Source organism: Streptomyces sp. CNZ301, assembly GCF_004217425.1.
Window position 1 is genome coordinate 938,070 of the sequence record NZ_SHLG01000002.1, and the last position, 20,164, is coordinate 958,233.

15 protein-coding genes and 1 pseudogene are annotated in these 20,164 nt (G+C 68.9%); 7 read left to right on the top strand and 9 right to left on the bottom strand.

What is annotated here, in order from left to right:
- Positions 1-60 precede the first annotated feature (60 nt).
- Both EV375_RS28250 and EV375_RS28255 read left to right on the top strand, forming a co-directional pair.
- The gene (locus EV375_RS28250; protein ID WP_130302736.1) at positions 61-531 is read left to right on the top strand and encodes a hypothetical protein; all 471 of its coding nucleotides are present in this window, start codon (positions 61-63) and stop codon (positions 529-531) included.
- Between the two features lie 194 nt (positions 532-725).
- A complete protein-coding gene (locus EV375_RS28255; RefSeq protein ID WP_130302737.1) occupies positions 726-1,301 on the top strand; it encodes a M23 family metallopeptidase in 576 nt (191 codons plus the stop codon).
- Positions 1,302-1,507: 206 nt separating this feature from the next.
- Here EV375_RS28255 and EV375_RS28260 read toward each other — a convergent pair whose 3' ends face one another.
- Both EV375_RS28260 and EV375_RS28265 read right to left on the bottom strand, forming a co-directional pair.
- On the bottom strand, positions 1,508-4,393 hold the full coding sequence (locus EV375_RS28260; protein ID WP_130302738.1) for a BTAD domain-containing putative transcriptional regulator: 2,886 nt from the start codon (positions 4,391-4,393) through the stop codon (positions 1,508-1,510).
- Positions 4,394-4,720: 327 nt separating this feature from the next.
- Entirely contained in the window at positions 4,721-5,470 is a 750-nt protein-coding gene (locus EV375_RS28265) for a DUF305 domain-containing protein (protein ID WP_130302739.1), read from the bottom strand.
- A gap of 176 nt (positions 5,471-5,646) precedes the next feature.
- Here EV375_RS28265 and EV375_RS28270 point away from each other — a divergent pair, with 176 nt between their 5' ends.
- A complete protein-coding gene (locus EV375_RS28270) occupies positions 5,647-7,128 on the top strand; it encodes an LVIVD repeat-containing protein (RefSeq protein WP_130302740.1) in 1,482 nt (493 codons plus the stop codon).
- 438 nt (positions 7,129-7,566) lie between these two features.
- Positions 7,567-7,812 carry a hypothetical protein gene (locus EV375_RS28275; protein WP_486588848.1) on the top strand — a complete coding sequence of 82 codons (246 nt, stop codon included), beginning with the start codon at positions 7,567-7,569 and terminating at the stop codon, positions 7,810-7,812.
- Between the two features lie 334 nt (positions 7,813-8,146).
- Here the strand turns inward: EV375_RS28275 and EV375_RS28285 are convergent, their stop codons facing one another.
- The 4 genes from EV375_RS28285 to EV375_RS28300 are packed head-to-tail and all read right to left on the bottom strand — an operon-like array spanning position 8,147 to position 11,681.
- Positions 8,147-8,845, bottom strand: a complete 699-nt coding sequence (locus tag EV375_RS28285; protein WP_130302742.1) for a hypothetical protein — start codon at positions 8,843-8,845, stop codon at positions 8,147-8,149.
- Positions 8,842-10,173 (bottom strand): hypothetical protein, encoded by a 1,332-nt coding sequence (locus EV375_RS28290; RefSeq protein ID WP_130302743.1) that lies wholly within the window; start codon positions 10,171-10,173, stop codon positions 8,842-8,844. Before EV375_RS28290 ends, EV375_RS28285 begins: the two co-directional genes overlap by 4 nt.
- Complete coding sequence (locus EV375_RS28295; protein ID WP_130302744.1) at positions 10,173-11,360, bottom strand: WXG100 family type VII secretion target; 1,188 nt, start codon at positions 11,358-11,360, stop codon at positions 10,173-10,175. The genes EV375_RS28290 and EV375_RS28295 overlap by 1 nt, the downstream gene beginning before the upstream one ends.
- Before the next feature lie 6 nt (positions 11,361-11,366).
- Positions 11,367-11,681 carry a type VII secretion target gene (locus EV375_RS28300; protein ID WP_130302745.1) on the bottom strand — a complete coding sequence of 105 codons (315 nt, stop codon included), beginning with the start codon at positions 11,679-11,681 and terminating at the stop codon, positions 11,367-11,369.
- A gap of 441 nt (positions 11,682-12,122) precedes the next feature.
- Here EV375_RS28300 and pglZ point away from each other — a divergent pair.
- A pseudogene (pglZ, locus tag EV375_RS30015) lies at positions 12,123-15,653 on the top strand (BREX-2 system phosphatase PglZ).
- 137 nt (positions 15,654-15,790) lie between these two features.
- Here pglZ and EV375_RS28310 read toward each other — a convergent pair.
- Positions 15,791-16,519: a DUF3800 domain-containing protein gene (locus EV375_RS28310; protein WP_130302746.1), complete on the bottom strand. Its 729-nt coding sequence runs from the start codon at positions 16,517-16,519 to the stop codon at positions 15,791-15,793.
- A 99-nt stretch (positions 16,520-16,618) separates the two neighbouring features.
- Between EV375_RS28310 and brxD the strand changes: the two genes are divergently transcribed.
- The gene (brxD, locus tag EV375_RS28315; protein WP_130302747.1) at positions 16,619-17,962 is read left to right on the top strand and encodes a BREX system ATP-binding protein BrxD; all 1,344 of its coding nucleotides are present in this window, start codon (positions 16,619-16,621) and stop codon (positions 17,960-17,962) included.
- Here brxD and EV375_RS28320 read toward each other — a convergent pair.
- Both EV375_RS28320 and EV375_RS28325 read right to left on the bottom strand, forming a co-directional pair.
- The gene (locus EV375_RS28320; RefSeq protein WP_130302748.1) at positions 17,959-18,570 is read right to left on the bottom strand and encodes an HAAS signaling domain-containing protein; all 612 of its coding nucleotides are present in this window, start codon (positions 18,568-18,570) and stop codon (positions 17,959-17,961) included. The genes brxD and EV375_RS28320 overlap by 4 nt on opposite strands.
- Positions 18,567-18,923, bottom strand: a complete 357-nt coding sequence (locus EV375_RS28325; RefSeq protein WP_130302749.1) for a PadR family transcriptional regulator — start codon at positions 18,921-18,923, stop codon at positions 18,567-18,569. Before EV375_RS28325 ends, EV375_RS28320 begins: the two co-directional genes overlap by 4 nt.
- Positions 18,924-19,160: 237 nt before the next feature.
- On the opposite strand from EV375_RS28325, the gene EV375_RS28330 reads away from it, so the two are divergent.
- On the top strand, positions 19,161-20,087 hold the full coding sequence (locus EV375_RS28330) for a phosphotransferase (RefSeq protein WP_130302750.1): 927 nt from the start codon (positions 19,161-19,163) through the stop codon (positions 20,085-20,087).
- The last annotated feature ends 77 nt before the right edge of the window (positions 20,088-20,164 follow it).

The following is a 20,164-nucleotide window of genomic DNA, read 5'->3' on the forward strand; positions in this document are numbered from 1 at the left end:
TCAGACGTGACGCGACGACTGCGGTGATCATGCAACTCCCCCACAACGGAAGGCTTTCCCATGGGACGCAGCAGATCAGCCCTGACAGCAGCACTGGGTACGGCGGCACTGGCGGCGGGCGCCCTGGCGTTCGCACCGACCGCGTCCGCCGTCGACCCGACGACCGCCATCGTGACCGCCGACTGCGGCAGCGCCGGTTCCGGCGAGGCCACGCTCACCGCCACACAGGACGGGACCGCGGCCACGATCACGCTCTCGTCCTCCGCCGTGAAGGCACCGATCGACGTGGCCGCCGGATCGGTGGAGACCACCCTCACCATGACGAAGAACGGCAGCGACACCGCGACGTTCACCGGCAAGTCCAACCCCGCGATGTCCGCCGGCGACGACGTCAACTCCGGACCGCTGGACGGGACCGTCGCTGCTGGCGACGTCATGGAGGCGAAGTCGGTGAAGCTGGTCATCTTCGGCGCCATCACGGTTAACTGCACCGCCACCTCGGCCCAGACACCTGGGCCGTTCACCTTCTGAGGCCCCTTCTCAGAAACATCCGGGCCCGGCAGATGCCTGGCCGGGCCGGCGGCGGGGCGGCGTCCTCCGGCGCCGCCCCGCTCGCCTCCCTGACCCGCCCGACGGCGCTCGCGCGCACGTACCCGCCCGCATGTATCCGGTTTGTATGCCCGGCTCCTTGAATCGCTCGGTCAACCGACGACAAGGAGAACGTCATGCCAAAGCATTTCCGCCGGTGGCTGGCGGCCGTGAGTGCGGTCGCAGCCCTCATGGTCACGGCTCCGATCGCCGTTGCGACGCAGGAGGAGTCCTCGTCACAGGCCGCGCTGAGCGGACGGCCGTCCTTCAGAATGCCCTTCGAATGCGGCCAGAGATGGCTCGGCAGCAACTGGCGCGGCCACAGTCCCGCCCACTCCATCGACTGGAACCACTACAACGCCGCCGGCGGCACGGACGACTACGGCCGGCGCGTGTTCGCCAGCGCCCGCGGCAAGGTCCTCGCCTCGTACTACTCCACGAGCACCGGGTACGGCAACACGATCGTCATCGGGCACGGGGACGGCTGGCGCACGCGGTACGCCCACCTGAAGACCCGCGCCGTCCAGCGCGGCGACCGCGTCAGCGCGGGCCAGCGGATCGGCCAGGTCGGCAAGTCGTCCGCGATCTACGACATCTCGCCGCACCTGCACTACGAGCAGATACACGACGGGCAGACCGTCGTCTCCGTCATCCAGGGCGTCCGGTGGAGCGACTACCTCAAGCGCTACCAGACGAGCAAGAACCGCTGCTGAACAAGCGCTGCTGAACAACCTCCGCTGACAAAGGAGTTCACCGTTCCACAGGGTTCTCCGGAGCCGGCGACGGCGGTCCCGGTGCGGCCGTCCCGGTGCGGCGGTCCGGCGACGGCGGTCCGGGTACGGCGGTCCGGGTACGGCGGTCCGGGTACGGCACGAACGTCCGTACCCGCGTCCGCCCGCCCGGTGCACCCCGCCCCGCGTCAGCGCAGCGACCGCAGCTTCGCGTCCACGAGGGCGGCCTGGTCGCGGGCCTCCAGACGGCGCCACGTCGAGAGGGAACGGTGGAAGTAGCTCCGGGCGGTCTGCTTCCGTCCGTTGGCGTGATGCAACTCGCCCAGCAGGCACGCCACCCGCGCCTCCGCCCGGCGGTCACCGAGCTGCTGCTGCACGGCGAGCGCGTCGGTCAGCATCGCCGACGCCTCCCTCGCGTTGCCCTGCCGCAGGCACAGTTCCCCGATGCTCTGCTGTACGTAGGCCGCGCAGTGGGCATCGGACAGCTCGTCGAAGATGCCGAGTGCGCGCTCCAGTTCGGCCCGCGCCGCCCTCGGTTCGCCACGCAGCTCGTGCAGTTCGGCGATCCGCCGGCGCACCTGGGCCTCCCGGTGCCGGTCGCCGACCTCACGGGAGAGCTCAAGCGCACCGGAGAGCCAACCGGCGGCGGCTCCCGGGTCCTTCCGCTCCAGCCACACCGAGGCGATCGCATTGTGAGCGACCGCTTCACCGTGCCGGTCGCCTGCCTTTCCGAAGGCGTGCAGTGCATCGGTGAACGCCTCGAGGGCGGCGTCCAGATCGCCCACGACCCGGTGCACGGACCCGGCTCCCGCAGCAGCGACCGCCTCGCCCGGCAGATGCCCGAGACCGGCGAAGAGCGCGCGGGACCGCTCGAAGCACGCGCGGGCCTCGCCGTACCGGTCCTGGTAGAGGTGGAGCTGGCCGAGGTTGCGCAGCAGCGCCGCGGCCCGGACACAGCTCGGATCGTCCATCGCGTCGAGCGTGAGCCGATGCGTCCTCAGCCAGTCCCCGTAGTAGCCGCGCATGTCGAAGAAGCTCGCCAGCTCGACGGCCAGGTCGGCGGCACGCGAGACCCGGCCGAGACGTATCGCGGAATCCACCGCGGCGACGAGGATGCGGCGTTCGCTCTCGAACCACTCCACCGGCCGGGCACGCACCGTGTCCGCCAGTGAGGACGCGGGGGCCGTCAGGGGTGCCGGCTCGCCGAGCACACCCAGGAAGCGGGTGGGCATCGCAGAGTTCGCACAGCGGGCGATCCCGATCAGGGCGTCGATCACCCGCGCCTGCTGCCGCACCCGCACCTCCCGGCCGTCTCTGCCGGCCAACTCCCGTGCATAGCAGCGCAGCAGGTCGTGCATGCCGTAACGCTGCACCCCGAGACGGTCGGTGCCCGCGGCCTCGACCAGATGCTCGTCGAGCAGCGTCTCCAACGCCCCGGCGGCACTGTCGGTTTCGTCCATGGCCACCGCGACGGTCCAGCCGGCCACCGCGATGTCTCCGAGCTGACCGAAGGCACGGAAGACCCTCGCCGCCGCGTCGGGCAGATGCCGGTAGCTCAGCTCGGCGCTCGCCCGCACCTCCATCTCGCCGGTCCGGAGCTGGTCCAGCCGGCCCCGCTCGTCGTGCAGGAAGTCGGCGAGTGTGGCAACGGTCCAACCGGGACGGTTCGCCAGCCGGGCACCCGCGATCCGCACGGCAAGCGGCAGTGAGCCGCACCCGTCGATCACCCGGTCCACGTCCGCTCCCTCGCCGCGCAACCGGTCCGCTCCGGCGATCGCGCCGAGGAGCGCACGGGCCTCGTCGCGTTTCATGACGCCGAGGGGTGCGCTGTACGCCGGCAGCCCCGGCATCCGGCGGCGCGAGCCGACCAGCACCGCCGAGCCCCCGGTGCCCGGAAGCAGCGGTCGGACCTGCGGGGCGCCGGCGGCGTCGTCGAGGACGATGAGGACGCGCCGCTGGGCCAGGCGCGAGCGGAACAGCGCGGCCCGCTCGCCCGGTTCACCGGGGATGGTGCTGTCGATGACACCGAGGCCGCGCAGCATCTCCGCCAGCACGTCGGCCGGTTCGCGCGGCTGATCGCTCGTCCCGCCCAGGTCGACGAAGAGCTGACCGTCCGGAAAGGCGCCACGCATCCGGTGCGCCACATGGACGGCCAGCGTGGACTTCCCGGAGCCCGGCGGGCCCGACACGATCGCGACGACCGGCTGCCTGCCCGCCGACGACAACAGCCCTTCCAGCGCTGCGATCTCCTCGGCGCGGCCGGTGAAGTCGGGGACGTCCATCGGCAGTTGGCACACCGGTTCGGGGACCGTGGTGCGCCGACGGCCTGCCCAGCCGTTGATCTCCTCCCCGATCGCGCGCAGGGGTCCGCTCGGTTCGATGCCCAGCTCGGCGGCGATGATCCGCTCCGCCTCGGCGTATGCGGAGCGGGCCTCAGTGATGCGGCCCGAGTCGCGCAGGGCCTGTACGACCATGCGCCACAGGTCCTCCCGCAGCGGATCCTCGGCCAGCCGGGACCGTAAGTCGGCCACCAGGGACGCGTGATCGCCCGTCCGCAGCCGCACCTCCAGGCACTCGTCGGCCGCGACGGATCTCAGTCCTTCGAGCCGGGTGACCGCCGGATCCCACACCACGCTGGACGGCAGGTCCTGGAGCACGCTGCCGCGCCAGAGGCCGAGCGCCGACTCGTAGCCGCGCAGCGCCGCGGCGTCATCGCCGCGGTCGCGCTCCGCACGGGCATCCTCCAGCCGTTCCTCGAAGAGCAGCGCGTCGACCTCGCCGGGAGCGAGCAGGAGGGCGTAGCCGGCGGACTCCGTTCGCAGCTCCGTGGCTGTCCCCGCTGTGGAGAGGGCCCGTCGCAGCGTCCGCACGTAGGTGCGTACATTGGCGACAGCGGACGGAGGCGCGCCTCCGGGCCACAGCACCTCCGTCAGCAGGTCGACCGAAACGAAACCGTTCGGCTGCAGCAGCAGGGTGGCGAGCACCGCCCTCGGCTTCGGTCCGCCGACGGCGAGCGGGGCGCCGCCGGCCCGCACCGTAAGTGGCCCCAGGATTCCAAATGCCGGCTCCCCCATCCGCACGCCTCCGCGACAGACCGCAATTGCGGCCGCAGCGTACCGGTGCACGGGCGACGCCGAACAGAGCCGCGAACGCACTGGCCACCGCGCCCGGCGAACGCGAGAACCGGCTCCCCTTCTTCCACGTCCTCTTCCACGTCACCTCTATGTCCCCTTCCACGTCCGGCTGTTGCGGTTCACGGCTCCGGGGAGGGGGCGGTGCGTACTCGGCCCGACTGCTCACGCGCCGTGGGCTGACGCGCCGCGTGCGCGCCGCATGCTCACGGCGCGCTACGGCCTTCGACGCATCACGACGTTCGGGCTGCCGTCACAACCTGCCCCACGTCACAACATCCCCCGCATACGGTGAATCTCGCTCGTCTGCTGCGCGATCACGTCGTTCGCCATCTCTCCGACGAGGGTGTTGCGGCCCTCCATGGACACCTCCGTGGCCATGGTGACCGCTCCTTGGTGATGGGTGATCATCAGTTTCAGAAACAGCCGGTCGAAGTCCTTGCCCTCGGCATCACGCAGCGCGTCGAGCTGCTTCTCGGACGCCATGCCGGGCATGGACCCGTGATCGGTTCCGTGATCGGATTCCTTCTCGGTCCCCTTCTCCGACCCCTGGTCGTTTGAGCCGCCGTGGTCGCCGTGCGTCCCGTGGTCGCCGTGCGATCCGGACTTCCGGTCACCGGCCTCCTTCTTCAACCAGGCGCGCATGGCTTTGATTTCGGGCCCCTGCGCTGCAGCGATGCGGGCGGCTATCCGCTTCACCTTGTCGGAGCTGGCCTGCTCCGGCACCAGCGCGGTCATCACCAGAGCCTGCCCATGATGCTTGATCATGCGCTGTACGTAAGCGACGTCCGCCGAGTTGGGGCTGTCGTCCCCCACGGACTTCCGGGCCTCCTCGGCCGACAGCTTCTTGGCCGGCTCCCCGGGCTTGCCCGGTGCCACCACTGAAGGTTTGCCGGAGTCCGACCGGGCCGACGTGTCGGAGGTGCACCCTGCGAGGGCGAGTATCGCCGTGGCGGCGATCACGGCTCTGGTCGCGGCAACGAGAGCGGCGGAGCGCGGAGTTGGGCTGCGGTGGAGCACGAGACCTCCTCGGGGACCGGAACCGACGCGAACCTCTCCCGTCACGCCGACACCAGGCGGCCGCGGAATCGGGACTTCCGATTACAACGTCGTTGCATCTTCCTGATGCGCTAATCATGCGGTCATACTTGGCGCGATCCAACCATTCACGCCGAACTGAACAAGGGAGAAGGACCGTGACGCCATTGCACAACCCCCGCAAGCGGCGCAGACGCCTCGGTGTCGCGGCAGCCGTGGTCGGGCTCATCGGATCGTTCCTGGCGGCCGGACCCGCGGCTGCGATACCCGGCCCCGGCGGCTCACCAGCCGATACCCGGGTCAGCAAGAGCGAGGAGGCCGAGGCCAGGGCAGCCATCAAGAGTGGCGACATCCCCGGTGTGGACGAAGAGGCCCACAGCGCGAACGTGACGAAACTGGCCAACGTTCCCAAGGACGCACTGAAGGGCTTCAATTCGGACCTCGCCTTCCAGGGCAAGTACGCCTTCGCCGGCAACTACGACGGCTTCCGGATCTTCGACGTCAGCGATCCGTCACACCCGAAGACGGTGAGCCAGGTGCTCTGCCCCGGCTCGCAGAACGACATCTCCGTCTCCGGCAACCTTCTCTTCCTGTCCACCGACTCCTCACGCAGCGACGACTCCTGCAACAGCACCACACAACCCGCGAGCGAGAAATCCTCGTGGGAGGGCATGAAGGTCTTCGACATCAGCGACAAGGAGAACCCGAAGTACGTCTCCGCCGTCGAGACCGCCTGCGGCTCTCACACGCACACGCTCGTGCCGGAGAAGCGCAACGTCTACCTCTACGTGTCGTCGTACTCGCCGAGTGACGCCTTCCCGGACTGCCAGCCGCCGCACGACGGGATCTCGGTCATCAAGGTGCCGCGCGCGGCGCCCGAAAGAGCCGCGGTCGTGAACTTCCCGGTGCTCTTCCCGGACGGCGGGAACCCGGGAGCACCGGACAACCCGGGCGTGTCCAAGACGACGGGCTGCCACGACATCACCGCGTACCCGAAGCTGAAGCTGGCCGCGGGTGCCTGCATGGGTGACGGCATCCTGATGGACATCTCGGACCCGGTTGAACCACGGGTCATCGACCAGGTGCAGGACAACGTCAACTTCGCCTTCTGGCACTCCGCGACGTTCAACCAGCGCGGCAACAAGGTCGTCTTCACCGACGAGCTCGGTGGCGGCGGCGCGGCCACGTGCAACGAGGAGATCGGCCCGAAGCGCGGCGCGGACGGCATCTACGAAATCACCGGCTCGGGCGACAAGAGCCGGCTCTCGTTCCGCAGTTACTTCAAGATCCCGCGGCACCAGGCGGACACGGAGAACTGCGTCGCCCACAACGGTTCGCTCATCCCGGTCCCGGGCCGCGACATCATGGTCCAGGCGTGGTACCAGGGCGGCATCTCCATCTGGGACTTCACCAACTCCCGGCAGCCCAAGGAGATCGGCTACTTCGAGCGCGGCCCACTCTCCACGGACGCACTCCAGATCGGCGGATCGTGGTCCGCGTACTACTACAACGGCCACATCTACTCGAACGACATCGAGAAGGGCTTCGACGTGCTGCGCATCGACGACCCCCGGACGGACGGAGCCAAGGGGGTGCGCATGGACGAACTCAACGTGCAGACGCAGCCCCGGTACCGATGAACGGGTCGCGGAACCCGTCAGCTGACGGGCACGGGCCGGGCCCTGTTCCCGGTGACCCGTCCGGCACGTCCGGTTTCCTTGGTCCGGTCCGCCTGACATCCCGCTGACGCTGTCCCGCCGGGCGCTGGTCGCCCGGCGGGACGATGGCTGCGAGACCGCTCCTGACGACGACTTCGCGTCGGGAGCCAAAGTGCCCCTGCGTCGAGCAGGGCAAGAGCCGTACTGCAACAGCCCGGACGTTGCTCGATCGCAGCCGGCCCCTCGGAGTCGAGCGCACGCGGTGCGAGGGGTACGTGCGAATACGACGTCCCCCCGTTCGCCACCCAGCGGAGGCCAAAGACTCGTCGACACAGTGGCCGCCTTCGGCCGGAGAACACTGTCGGCCGACGATGGGCGGAATTGGAGCACAGTCAACTGCCCTGAGTGCACGTGGTAGGCGTGACGGTCCAGGAGACCGTCGAGGCGCGCGACGCCCTAGCCGACGCGCTCACCCGCGCGGGCATCCAACTCCCGGCGATGGACGTACGCACGCCCTGGATGGACGTCCTCGAAGACGAAAACGGAACCGAGACGGGCGCGGACGCCAAGAGGGCGGCCCGTTACGCCCTCGTCCACCTCGGCGTCTGCTCCGCCCCCGTCGCCATCGCACTGGCCGCCGTGATCGTCAAGGGAGCCGGCCGGTGACCGACGACCCTCGACCGGGTGCGGGCGGCTCGCCGCCCGGCCCCGTCGTCGGCACCGCCGTCCGGGGACACCGCCCGCGACCGCGTGGGCATCGTCATGGGCCACGAAGGGCCCTACCTCCAGCTCCGCCCACTCAGCGGCGGATGCGAATGGGACGCCGACCCCAACAGCATTCAACCCCTCAGCCCCGCTGAGCTGTTGAGCGCCCGCGTAGCCGAAGCCAACGCGCGCAGCCGCACCGGCCTCGACCTCAACGGCTCACCGGGACAACCGCGAAGCGGTTAGCCGAGAACCGTGCCCGATGGATCCGAACTGGACGGCACGAGCTGCGTCCCTATTTCGTAAGCCCAGCCGGCCGCCAGCCTGCGAGCAGGTCGTCTTCGGCTACGCGCACCACCCGACGGATGGCTTCGACATTCGGAAGGTGCTTCTCTGTGAATACCCTCTTGTTGCGCGTCCTCCGGATAAAACTGCGGACTGCTCCGTAGAGAGAAGCGGCCGCAAGGACGAGCAGTGGAATGGACGCAGGAAGTGTGGCGATGAAAAAAACGCCCCAGTAGGCGAGAAACAAGCCAATCGCTGCAAGCCACGATGTGTTCCACGCTCCACCGACAGCCAGCGCCTGCCACTTGCTCGCCTCCTCTTCGAGCCGGTAACACTCGTCAGGGTCGAGAACGTCGACGCCCGTCTCCTGCAGAACCTGTTTGGCTTCTGCCTGCGCCTTCGGGTTCGCTCGCACCAGGTCTCGCCGGGGGCCGCCAATGATGTCCGCAGGGGGAGCGTCCGTACGACGGACGTCCCAGTGGTAGCGACCCGAGATCTTCCTTTTGTCGAGGACCTCGAATCCCCAGGAATATGCAACCTGCCGCGCTCGTTCATCATCGAACGGGGCACCGGAAGATGCACGCATTCGCATGCCGTCCACTGGGACATACACGGCCCTCCACATACTCTGCCGCCAGTGGTCATTCTGAGTACTCAGGAAATACAGAAACCGCGACGTCGCACGGTCCGGACTCCGGTCGTCACTCATCCTCGGGCCTTGTTCATGTCGACCGAGGGCTCCTCGGGCACCGCCTCGTCCAGGTGCATGCCGCGAGCGATATGCACGGCGAAGGCGGCCAAGGGCAGCATCACCCAGGCCACCACGAGCGCGATCCACGAACCGAGGTAAGCGTATGCCAGCAGCGCACCCACGGCGGCAGCGATGAAGGGGACGGCTGCGACTTGGACCCCCGGCTGCCAGGTGACCGGGTGGATGACGGGACGGCGTTCCAGCGGCCGGGTGTCCGCCCGGTCGACCTGCGTGCCGGCTGTCTGCCATGCGAACGTGTCGGACCGCTGTACGGCTCCGGGGATCTCCTCGCCCGAGTCGAGGACGAACAGTGCCCAGGTCGAGTCGGCGCCGCGGACCGGTGGGGCGCCGTCCCAGTAGAGGGTGCCGGTAGCATCCCCCATCTGCTGCGCCAGCGCGCCCGCTTCGATGCTCCTCTCGACGAACAGCCGGACGACCGCTCCGCCTTGCAGCGTGAGCTCCACGAACGGGCCGGACTTCTCGGGACGTTCGGAACGGTCGGGGTTGTTCGTACGCTCCGGCGGCCGGTGACGGGCCACGCCCGTACGGCCCGCAGCGGCGGGAGCGCACCGGAGCGATCCCCGTCGGCTGCCGTCCCGTACCGACTTCTTGCTGCTGAACAGGGCCATCGCGGCGAACATTCCGGCGAGGCCGAGGCCGCCAGCTGTGACGCCCATCCAGAACGTGTCGGCGGACCCGCCCTGCAAGGCTTCGAGCTGCTCCTGGCTCTCCTCGGTGTGGCCTCCGATGTCGGGCTTCCCTGGGTCGTAAAGCACCCAGACCGTGCTGCCGGGCGAGATCTCCTGGAAGGAAGCGACGGTGCTTTCCACCACCTCCGTGCCGGAGTCGAAAGCGACCCGGTGATGGATGGTGTACGAGCGCTCTTCCGGGCCGCGGCCGCTGTCGTCGCCGGAGACCTTCGTCACTTCGATGACCTGGGACGAGCGGATCACCGGGTCGGCGTCGAGGACGCGCTGGACCTTGGGCGTGAGCTCCGAGACTCCCGCTCCGAGGGAAAGGCCAACTGCGGCGGCCGCCCAGACACCGGCGAAGACCATCATGGGCCGCCCGTAGTGCCACCGTGAGGAACGCACCTCGCGCACGACCGGGCCGGAGGCCCTGCGCACGCGCCAGACCACTAGCGCCGCGAGGGCCAGGACCGCGACCCAGGCGACCATGTCCCAACGGGGCGCGGCAGCCGCGTACTTCACCATCCCCTGGACGAGCAACCCGCCTACGGCGAGGACACACAGCCACGGTCCGTGGCGACGCAGGGCACGCTGCATTATCCGAAGTCCTTCCTGACCTTGTCCTGGGCCGACGGTTCGCCGTCCTCCTTGAAGGGCTCACCAGCCGCTCCGGCGCCGCCGGCGGTGACGCCGCCGATCACACCGTCGATCGAGAAGTGTGGCCCTCGCTCGCTCGGCGGGACATAGTCGGGGTCGGCTGGGCCGTTCTGCTGCCCGCCACTGCCTGAATCAGGCGTTGTGTCACTGCTGTCCCGAGTGTTCGCGTCACCGCCGGCGTTCTCTGGGGTCGTGGCGTCGGCAGGCGTAGTGACGGGGGCATCCGGGCCGTCGATCCCCTTGTACGCACCGGCAGTGAGCCCGCCTCCTGCCGCGCCCCCGACCCCATTGGCTACCGCGCTGACGAAAAAGTTTCTGCCACTGAACTCTTCTCCGGTCGCCACCTTCATGCCGTCGGCGGCGGCGCCACCGACCACGTTGCCGGTCGCGCCGGCGGTGGCACCTTGTGCGATGTTTCCCCAGTTGAGGTGGCTCGCGGCCTTTCCAGCGAGGTTGCCAGGCCCCGTGCCGACCAGCGCACCCACGCCGCCCGTCCACACCGCTTCACCCACGTTCACCTTCTGTCCGGTTGCGACGCTCGTGATCATCGAACCGCCCGTGTTCCCCGCCCAGTTCACCAGCACGGTCTTGATGAACCGCTGCCCCCGCATCGCCTGGGCGACTGTGCGGAACGACTGCGCGATCCGCGTCAGGATCTGCCCCAGTCTTCCGGCCAACTGCGTGGCCCGCGCCGCAAGTTGCGCAGCCCGTGCAGCGCCAGCGGCCGCGGAGAAGCCGACGGTCACGAACGACAGAGCCACCGAAACGCCGACCGAGACCCCGATCTCCAGATAGATCTGGTGGATCTGTTCGTTGATGTCCTCGATGCTGTCGGCTGCGTCGTTGAGGTGTTTCGCCGCGTTGTCGCACTGCGGAGTTGTGTCCTCGACGGCCTTCTTGAGATCTTGCCAGTGTTTGTCGAAGGCGTCGGCGGAAGGCCCGGTCCAGGCGCCGGCCCCTTTCACCCGTCGCCAGTCCCGGTCGAGGTCGGTGACCATCTTGTCGAGGGCGGTGCCCATCGCTTTCCAGGCGGTGGCAGCCTCACGGAGTTTGCCCGGGTCACCGCCCGGGTTGACCAGTTCAAGTCCGGCTTCGTAGACCTTCTCGGCTGCTGACTCTTCCCCCATGACGGTTCACTTCTCCTTGAACATGCCGGAGAGCGCCTCGTCGGCAGCCTCTGTGTTCTTCGCGTTCTGCTTGATGCCGTCAGCGATCTTGTCGAGGTGCCTCTGCAGCCCCTTGACCGTCTGCTCCATGTCCCCGGACAGCTCGATGTACGCCGAGGTGACCTCTTCGGACTCGGTCAGCATGCCGAAGCCGTCGTGGATGGCCTCCGCGTCCGTCTTCGGCTTGAACTTGGCGAGCGCTTCCCCGAGCTCCTGGGCCCGCTGCTCGAAGGACTTGGCGAACTTGGCCATTTCGCCCGGATCGATATGGAATTCCGTCATCCCAGCCCCCGTTCCCGGCCCTCCGGTGGGCCGTTTCTGATTGTGCGCCCGCCAGTGGCAGCGGGCGATTCCTTTCACCACGTGACTGTATCGGGGGCAGGTTGGCTGGGGAATGCACACCCGGGTTGGGGCACTTGACGATGGCGAGCGGTCCGGCTGCGCCGTCACGTCGGCGGACGCAGGCTCACTGACAAGTCTGTTTCCGCAACCCGTGACACGAGAGAGCCACGTGCCGAGGGCCAATGCGTGTGCAGCGCTTAACTCCGCACCCTGCACGATCGGTTGGTCAGACCCACGCGGAGATCCGCCTGGGTGCCCGACAATGTTCTGAGGGGTACTCAGAAGTGGTACTCAGAAGTCCCGTACCCCCTGCGAGACCCACGTCCGTCCCCCCACAGCGACGGCGCGCACCCCGCCGCCAGAAGGAGAGCGAGACCCGTAATGGCCCAGGCTCAGAAGGCGCCCCTGCTCCGCGATGTCATCGACATCAAGGAGTCGATATCGACCTCGGACTTCGTCCTCCGGCTCTCCGAGGCGACGACCCCCGAGGGGGGCCGAGCATGCGCTGCGGGACTACGTCGTCACGGAGCGGTTGCTGGACAACTTCGACGAGGCGCTCGGCCTCATCAAGTCCGCGCTGGACGGGCAGACCTCCAAGGCGGCCTATCTGCACGGGTCGTTCGGTTCTGGTAAGTCGCACTTCATGGCGGTCCTGCACGCGCTGCTCAGCGGCAGCCCGGCGGCCCGGAGCCGCCGCGACTTCGACCCCGTGCTGACCAAGCACGAGTGGCTCGGCACGGACGGGAAGAAGTTCCTGCTCGTGCCGTACCACATGCTCGGGGCGAAGGCGCTGGAACAGCGGATACTCGGCGGCTACGTGAGCCACGTCAAGAAGCTGCACCCGCAGGCGCCGACGCCGCAGGTGTACCGGACGGATGCGCTCTTCGAAGGCATCCGGGCAATGCGCGCCAGCATGGGTGACGCGGCCGTCATCAGCGGACTCACCTCCTCCGACGCAGGGGACGACGACGAGGGTGACGAGTGGGGCGAGTCCTTCGCCTGGGAGCCGGCGCTTCTGGACGCGGCCCTCGCCGCGGAGGAAGAGCACGAATCCGGGGGGTCCCTCAACCTCGTCAGCCCCTCCACGCCCACCGAGCTCCGGGCCCGCCTCGTCCACGACGCGAGCACGAACCTGCTGCCCGGCTTCGCGAGGAACGTCGCCGAGGACGAGCACGGATTCATATCCCTGGACGCGGGGCTGTCCGTGATAGCCGAGCACGCCAAGTCACTCGGCTACGACGGGCTGATCCTGTTCATGGACGAGCTGATCCTGTGGCTGGCCACGCTCATCCACGACCAGAAGTTCGTCGCCCACGAGGCCAGCAAGATCACGAACTTCGTGGAGGGCGGCGACGCGCGCCGCGCCATACCCGTGGTCTCGTTCATCGCCCGTCAGCGGGACCTGCGTGAGCTCGTCGGCGAGGAGGTCTCCGGTGCGGCGGAGTCCTCTATCCAGGACACCCTCAATCTGACGTCAGGCAGGTTCCACAAGATCACGTTAGAAGACCGGAACCTTCCGCAGGTGGCGCACGCACGGCTCCTCCAGCCGAAGAACGCCGAGGCGAAGGCCGTCATAGACGACCGGTTCGCCAGGACCCGCAAGGTCCGGCAGGAGGTGTGGGACACCCTCCTCGGTTCCGACCGAGGGGCAGACGGGGTCGGAGCCGACGAGGAGAGCTTCCGGCTCACCTACCCCTTCTCGCCCGCCTTCATGGACACCCTCGTCCACGTCTCCTCCGCACTCCAGCGCAACCGCACCGGCATGAAGCTCATGGGGCAGCTCCTCGCCGACCACCGCAACGAACTGCGGGTGGGCGACCTGATACCCGTCGGCGACCTGTATCCGCTGATCACCGCCGGGGGCGACAAGCCCTTCACCGACAGTCTCAAGGTCGTCTTCGAGGCGGCCGACAAGCTCTACCGCACCAAGCTGCGCCCCCACCTCCTCACCACGTACAACGTCTCGGAGGAGGACGTCGAGCAGTACGCGAACCGCGGCCCGGAGAGCATCGCCGACGAGGAACTGCGCGGACGAGTCAAGCTGTTCAACGGGGACAACAGGATCATCGGCACCCTGCTGCTCTCCGCGCTCGCACCCAGCGTGCCCGCCCTGGCCGACCTGACCATCCGGCGGCTCTCCGCCCTCAACCACGGCTCGGTCGTCTCTCCGATACCCGGCCGCGAGTACGGCGCGCTGCACAACAAGATCAGCGAATGGGCCGGCCACTTCCCGGAGATCAAGAAGACCGGCACCGATGCCAACCCGGGCGTCCGTCTCGAACTCACCGGTGTGGACGTCGACTCCGTGATTGCCAACGCCAAGGTCAACGACAACCCGGGCAACCGCCAGGCTCTCGCCAAGCGGCTCCTCGCGCAGGAACTGGGAGTCGAGCAGGGTCAGTTGACGAGCCGGGTGGACTTCGCCTGGCGGGGCACGAACCGCAGCGCAGAGGTGGTTTTCGGGAACGTCGCCGACGAGGACGACCTGCCCGACCACGATCTGATGCCGCAGGAGGAGGGGTTGTGGCGGATCGTGGTCGACCTCCCCACGACGAGGGCGAATACGTGCCCCGTGACGACGCCAACCGCATACAGCGGCTCCGCGAGCGGCAGCAGGGGGAACGCTCCCGCACCGTCGCCTGGCTGCCCACCCATCTCTCCGCCCAGCGCTACGCGGACTTCTGCCGTCTCGTCGTCATCGACAAGGCCCTCGCCGACGAGCAGCGCTTCGACAGCCAGTACGCGGGCCACCTCAACGCCGACAACCGCGCACGCGCCAAGGGGGCGCAGGCGGAAGAGAAGCGGCTCTTCCCCCTCCAGAAGTTGTGGGGCGGGGCACCGGCCGCCGTCTTCCACAAGGACGATCTGCACCCCGAGAGCGCCGGTGAGACCTTCGGCCCCGAACTCAGCGAGGCGCTCGCCGACGGGCGCACGCATGTGGCCGTCGTGCTGAACGCCGTGGACGACAGGCTCGCCAAGGAACAGAAGCTCGGCGACGGCGCATGGCGGCCGGATCACATCCCTGGCCTGGTCGAGCTGCTGCGAGCGGCCGCGGTGCAGGGCATGGCCGTGATCGTCACCAGCGACCACGGACACGTCGTGGACCGGCACGGCACGAAGGTCGACGCCGACGCTCCGGAGTCCGCACGGCACCGCAAGCCCGGCGGGTCGCTGGCGGCCTCCGAGGTCGCGCTCTCAGGTCCGCGTGTGGTCTGGCCCGAGCCCGGGGGATCGATCGTCGCGCTCTGGGATGCCTCCTCGCGGTACACGGCCCTCAAAGCGGGCTACCACGGCGGGGCGTCCCTCGCCGAGGTGGCCATCCCCGTACTTGCGTTCCTCCCCTTCGGTGCGACGCCGCCGAGGGAGTGGCGAGAGCTGGGTGCCCAGCGGCCGCCCTGGTGGTTGCTCGGCGAGGAAGCTCCGCTGCCCATTCCCGCAACGGATCCGGACGCCGGTCCCGCGGCGAGGAAACCGGTCCGCCCCAAGCCGTCGAAGGCGCAGAGCGAGCTGGCCGAGACGCACGACTCCTTGTTCGATGTTGCTCTTGTGCCGGCTAAGGAAGAGCAAGAAGTCCCGGTCGACAAAGCTCCATCGCCTGCTTCGTCCGAGGCCTTGGTGAACGCCCTTCTCGCCTCTGCCGCTCTCCAGGGCCAGGTGGGTCTGCTGGCCCGCAAACCCCCGATGGACAAGGTCGAGAAGGCGCTGCTCGCACTGCTCGACGCGGGCGGCACACTGCCCGTGACCGCGGTGGCGCAGCGGGTCGACTACCCGCTCACCAGGGCAGACGGCTTCGCCGCCGTGCTGCGTCAGCTGCTCAACTTCGAGGGTGTGCAGGCCCTGGAAACGTTGCCGGACGGGCGTACCCTGCGGCTGCACCCGGGGCTGCTGAGGGAGCAGTTCAGCCTGGGCTGAGTCCTGGCACAAGGCGGTCGCGGTGGGGCCCGCCCGTGGTAGCCTCACGTACAGGGACGTCTTCTGAAAGTGACGCCCGGTTCGCCTCAGGCCCCGCGGATGCGGGGCCTTTGTGCTGTTCAGGCTCCTTCGCCCTCCTACTGCTCCGGAGCCCAGCAGCGCTGATGGACCACGCGCGGCTTCACGAAGGACCACAGCGTCTCGTTGGCCCTGCGGGCCCGGCTGTCACCGTCCTGGCCGCTGAGCAGCCGCCTGTGCAGGTATGCGATCAGGTCTGCGGCCTGAAGCAGCCGGCTCGCCTTCGAGGGCGCGAAGTGGATGGTGTCGACGAGACACGGCAAGGTGCTGCTGATGCTCCCGCCTGTGCCCGTCATCTGGTAATCGCGAAAGTGGCGCCGGTGATCGTCCGCCCCGTCGATCTCGTCCGCGATCACCAGGGCCAGCTCGGCCCGCGCATCCACGTGATCACAGATCTGCTCCAGCAGATGCCGCAGCACAAGCTGGTGGGGAGACGTGTGCGGGCCAGGGTCGTTCTGACGTGACCGGTAGGCCGGCAAGTCAAGCCCGCGGACGATTACTTGCACATCATGAGAGCCGATCGCCTTCATCGCGTCGCCGTAGATGCCTATCCGGGCGCGGACCATGTTGCGGCCCTTGTTTCCCATCCGCTGCCAGTCGTCCCGAGCCTGCACCAGGGCATGGCCGTGCAACTCCGCCTCCGGAGCGACTGGATAGTTGTCCGCAGCCTTCCTCACGACGGAGTCGAGAGCGCTGTGCAGTGGCCGCAGATGTCTCTCGGCCACCACCAGGGCGACCATCCAGTATCGGTCCTTGTCATATGACTCATCGACATAGGTCAGCAACACAGCGTGAGTGTTTCACAACAACGCTTTGCCGAGCGCGACTTGGCGTCGCGGAGCATCGGGCCCAGGCATCCGGACGTGCCGGGTGAGACAATCTCAGCCGTGAGCTCAGCCAAGCCGCCACCAGCCTCGTCAGCTTCAACTACCCGCAGGCGCACGGTTGTCGACGCTTTGCGGCGCGGTGCAGTGCCCGAGAGCGGGCTCGACCTGCTCGCCACCGGACTGGACCACTTCGAATCGGCGCTGCATGCCGAGCTCGACGGCGTCGCCTCCGGCGGATCGGTGTTCAAGGCCGTACGGGGTGAATACGGGTCGGGTAAGACGTTCTTCACACGGTGGCTGGGTGAGCGGGCCAAACGCCTCGGCTTCGCGGTGTCCGAGATCCAGATCTCGGAGAACGAGACGCCGCTGCACAAGCTGGAGACCGTGTACAGGCGTCTCACTGAACGACTCTCCACATCGAGCTTCCCTCCGAGTGCGCTGCGCCCGATCGTCGACGCCTGGTTCTACGCCCTGGAAGAAGATGCCCTCGCGGCCGGTGCGAGCGAGGACGACCTGGCCGGTGAGGTGGAGAAACTGCTGACCGGGCGGCTCGCCGAAGTGTCACGGCATGCCCCGTCCTTCGCGACGGCGTTGCGCGGCTATCGGTCCGCCTTGGTCGAGGAAGACGAAGCGACAGCAGCGGCAGTACTGGCCTGGCTGGGCGGCCAGCCTCACGTGGCCGCGGCAGCGCGTCGCTCCGCCGGGGTGCGCGGAAATCTCGACCATTTCGGGGCTCTGGGCTTTCTGCAGGGCCTGCTGACCGTGCTGCGCGACTCCGGGCACAGGGGGCTGTTCGTCGTCCTGGACGAGGTGGAGACTCTGCAGCGTGTGCGGTCGGACGCCCGCGACAAGGCGCTCAACGCGCTGCGCCAACTCATCGACGAAGTGCATTCGGGCCGATTCCCCGGCCTGTATCTGGTGATCACCGGAACCCCGGCCTTCTACGACGGCCAGCAGGGTGTTCAACGTCTTCCCCCGCTAGCCCAGCGCCTCGCAACCGACTTCACCACCGACCCCCGCTTCGACAACCCTCGCGCGGTGCAGTTGCGGCTGCCCGGATTCACCGAGGACTCCCTGGTGAGTCTCGGGGTGACCATACGCGACCTCTACGCGGCCGGAGCCGGAGCACCGGACCGGATCAAGGCCCTGGCGGACGACAGCTACGTCGCCGATCTCGCCCAAGCGGTCGGCGGGGCGCTCGGCGGCAAGGTCGGTGTGGCACCACGGCTCTTTGGCCGGCGCCGCCTCCGTGGAGCAGCCGCCTCACAGCCGTGGAGCGGGGGCCGGGGAGCAAACGCCGATGACGACCGTCGCCAGCAGCCGTGCACCGGCGCGCTCCCCCCGGACGGCCACCGGGATGGGCGACGCAGCCGGACGGAGCCGCCCTGCCCCGCCAACTCCTAGCGGGACGAGCGTGTTTCAGTCGGAGTACCCCCGGGCGAGGTGGAGTTGTGCGAGGGCGGAAGCGAGGTCTCGGGGCCGGCCCCCGGACTTCCGTCAGGCCCTTCGCTGTTGGGCGAAGTGCTCTGCGACGGTGTGGGTGTCGGACGCGTCGTCTGTTGCGGCTCGTCGCTCTCGCTGGACACGCCGAACGCAGCGAACGCCAGCACGCCGACGACGACTGCCGTCGCCACCGCACCGATCAGCGGCAGCGGGAATCTCCGTGGACGGGCGGACGGGGCCGGTGCGGAACTCTCGTGCGGGGACGGCCCCTTGCCGCCCTCATAAGCAACCCCGCCGGCGGACGGGGACTCCTTGACCGTGACCGGGTCGACTTCCGGAAAGGACCCCGAGTCGGTCTCCGACGCCACGATGTCCGCCGGCGGACCCAGCCGGTCCAGAACGGCCCGTACCGCGTCGGCGTGCACGGCCTGTGCCTCTTCGGTGCCCGCTTCTATGTGCTCGACGATCTCCTGTCTGAGCTCGGCCCGGCGCTGGTCCGGGAGGAACACGGAGGCGTTGTCGAAACGACGCAGGTACTCCTCGACAAGCTGATCTCCCCTGGATGTCACCGGTGCTTCCCCTCACTGTCGAGAAGACTGTCGACGGTCGATTTGAAGGAGCCCCACTCCCCCGCGAAGTCCTGCAGCGCCCTTCGTCCGGCCGCCGTCAGCGTGTAGTAGCGGCGCGGAGGCCCCGTTTCGGACTCCTTCCAGACGGTGGTCACCCACTCCTCCTTCCGAAGCCGTGACAGCAGCGGGTAGATGGTGCCTTCGCTGGTGTCGAGGCCGTGGGCATCGCACAGTTCCCGCACGAGTTCGAAGGCGTACCTCTCGCCGTCGCGGAGCAGAGCCAGGACGCAGAACTGGAGGATCCCGCGCCGGAGTTGACTCACTCCGGAACGCCCGCCACCGCCAAGTACCATGCAGAACAAGGTACCTGTCGGGAGATCGTACCGCTACCTCCGGACTCGGTCCGGGGAGGCGGAGATGCGAGCGCCCGCCGCTACACCGCGGCGGCCGCCGCGTCCCGTTGCCCCCGCCCGGACACGGGAGTTCACCCGATGAGCCTCTGCCGCACGGCCGGGACCCGCGGGCCGTGCGGCCACGGACCGCGGGGAAATCACTGGCCGTCCCCCACTGCCGCGTGCTGGGGTCGCCCCATGACCACGTCCGCGCCCGACCCCCCGTGCGACGGCCCACAGCCGTCTGCGGATCCGACGCCCGCAACACTCGCCTGGGCCGCCGGGCTCCTCGGTTCCGCCGCCGGTCCCGACGCGATCGCCGCACGCCGGCTGGACGGCGGAAGCCACGCCTCGACTCACCTGCTGCAGGCGGCCGATCCCCCACGTCGGGCCGTGCTGCGGCGCTTTCCGCCCGGCGACGACTCCGCCGCCCGCGAGGAGAAGGTGCTGACGGCCCTCGACGGCCTGGACGGCTTCGCTCCCCGCCTGCTCGGAGCCGATCCGCGGGGCGAACGGTGCGGTGTGCCCAGCATTCTGATCACCCATCTCCCCGGGCGGGCCGACATCACCCCCTCCGATCCGGACGGCGCTGCTGCCGCCCTCGGCCGGGCGCTCGCGCGGCTGCACGCCGTACCCCTCGCACACGTCGCCGGGTTCCGGGAGGGCATCAGCGCCTCCCGCAGCGTCACCGGCCCGGCCGCGGCGGCGCTGGAGGGGCACGCCAGCCGGCTGGCCGCACAGCCGCGCGTGCTCTGCCACTTCGACTACTGGTCCGGAAACGTCGTCTGGCGGGACGGTGTGCTCCTCGGCGTGGTCGACTGGTCCGGTGCGAGCCTGGCGCCGCGCGGCTACGACATCGGCTGGTGCAGGCTCGATCTCGCGCTGCTGCACGGTCCCGACACCACCACCGCCGACGCCTTCTGCGACGCCTACCGTGACGCGTCGGGGATGCCGCTGCCGGACGTGGCGCTGTGGGACCTCCACAGCCTCGCCCGCTCCCACCGCACAGTGGAGACCTGGGTCCCCAACTACGCCGGGCTCGGCCGCGCCGACCTCACCGCCGAGGAGCTCCGCCGCCGCCACACAGCGTGGACGGCCCGGTGCCTGGCCGCCCTCGGCCCGTAGTGCGCCCGCCCGCACTCCACGTGCCTCTGGCCGACAGCCGTGGTCCAGTGGCCGTGCCGGCGCTCTCCCGTCCCGGA

What these genes read in the sequence shown, in the direction of transcription:
- EV375_RS28250 (WP_130302736.1), top strand. Translation starts at nt 61, where the DNA reads ATGGGACGCAGCAGATCAGCCCTGACAGCAGCACTGGGTACGGCGGCA.
- EV375_RS28255 (WP_130302737.1), top strand. Translation starts at nt 726, where the DNA reads ATGCCAAAGCATTTCCGCCGGTGGCTGGCGGCCGTGAGTGCGGTCGCA.
- EV375_RS28260 (WP_130302738.1), bottom strand. Translation starts at nt 4,393, where the DNA reads ATGGGGGAGCCGGCATTTGGAATCCTGGGGCCACTTACGGTGCGGGCC.
- EV375_RS28285 (WP_130302742.1), bottom strand. Translation starts at nt 8,845, where the DNA reads ATGAGTGACGACCGGAGTCCGGACCGTGCGACGTCGCGGTTTCTGTAT.
- EV375_RS28290 (WP_130302743.1), bottom strand. Translation starts at nt 10,173, where the DNA reads ATGCAGCGTGCCCTGCGTCGCCACGGACCGTGGCTGTGTGTCCTCGCC.
- EV375_RS28295 (WP_130302744.1), bottom strand. Translation starts at nt 11,360, where the DNA reads ATGGGGGAAGAGTCAGCAGCCGAGAAGGTCTACGAAGCCGGACTTGAA.
- EV375_RS28300 (WP_130302745.1), bottom strand. Translation starts at nt 11,681, where the DNA reads ATGACGGAATTCCATATCGATCCGGGCGAAATGGCCAAGTTCGCCAAG.
- EV375_RS28325 (WP_130302749.1), bottom strand. Translation starts at nt 18,923, where the DNA reads ATGGTACTTGGCGGTGGCGGGCGTTCCGGAGTGAGTCAACTCCGGCGC.
- EV375_RS28330 (WP_130302750.1), top strand. Translation starts at nt 19,161, where the DNA reads ATGACCACGTCCGCGCCCGACCCCCCGTGCGACGGCCCACAGCCGTCT.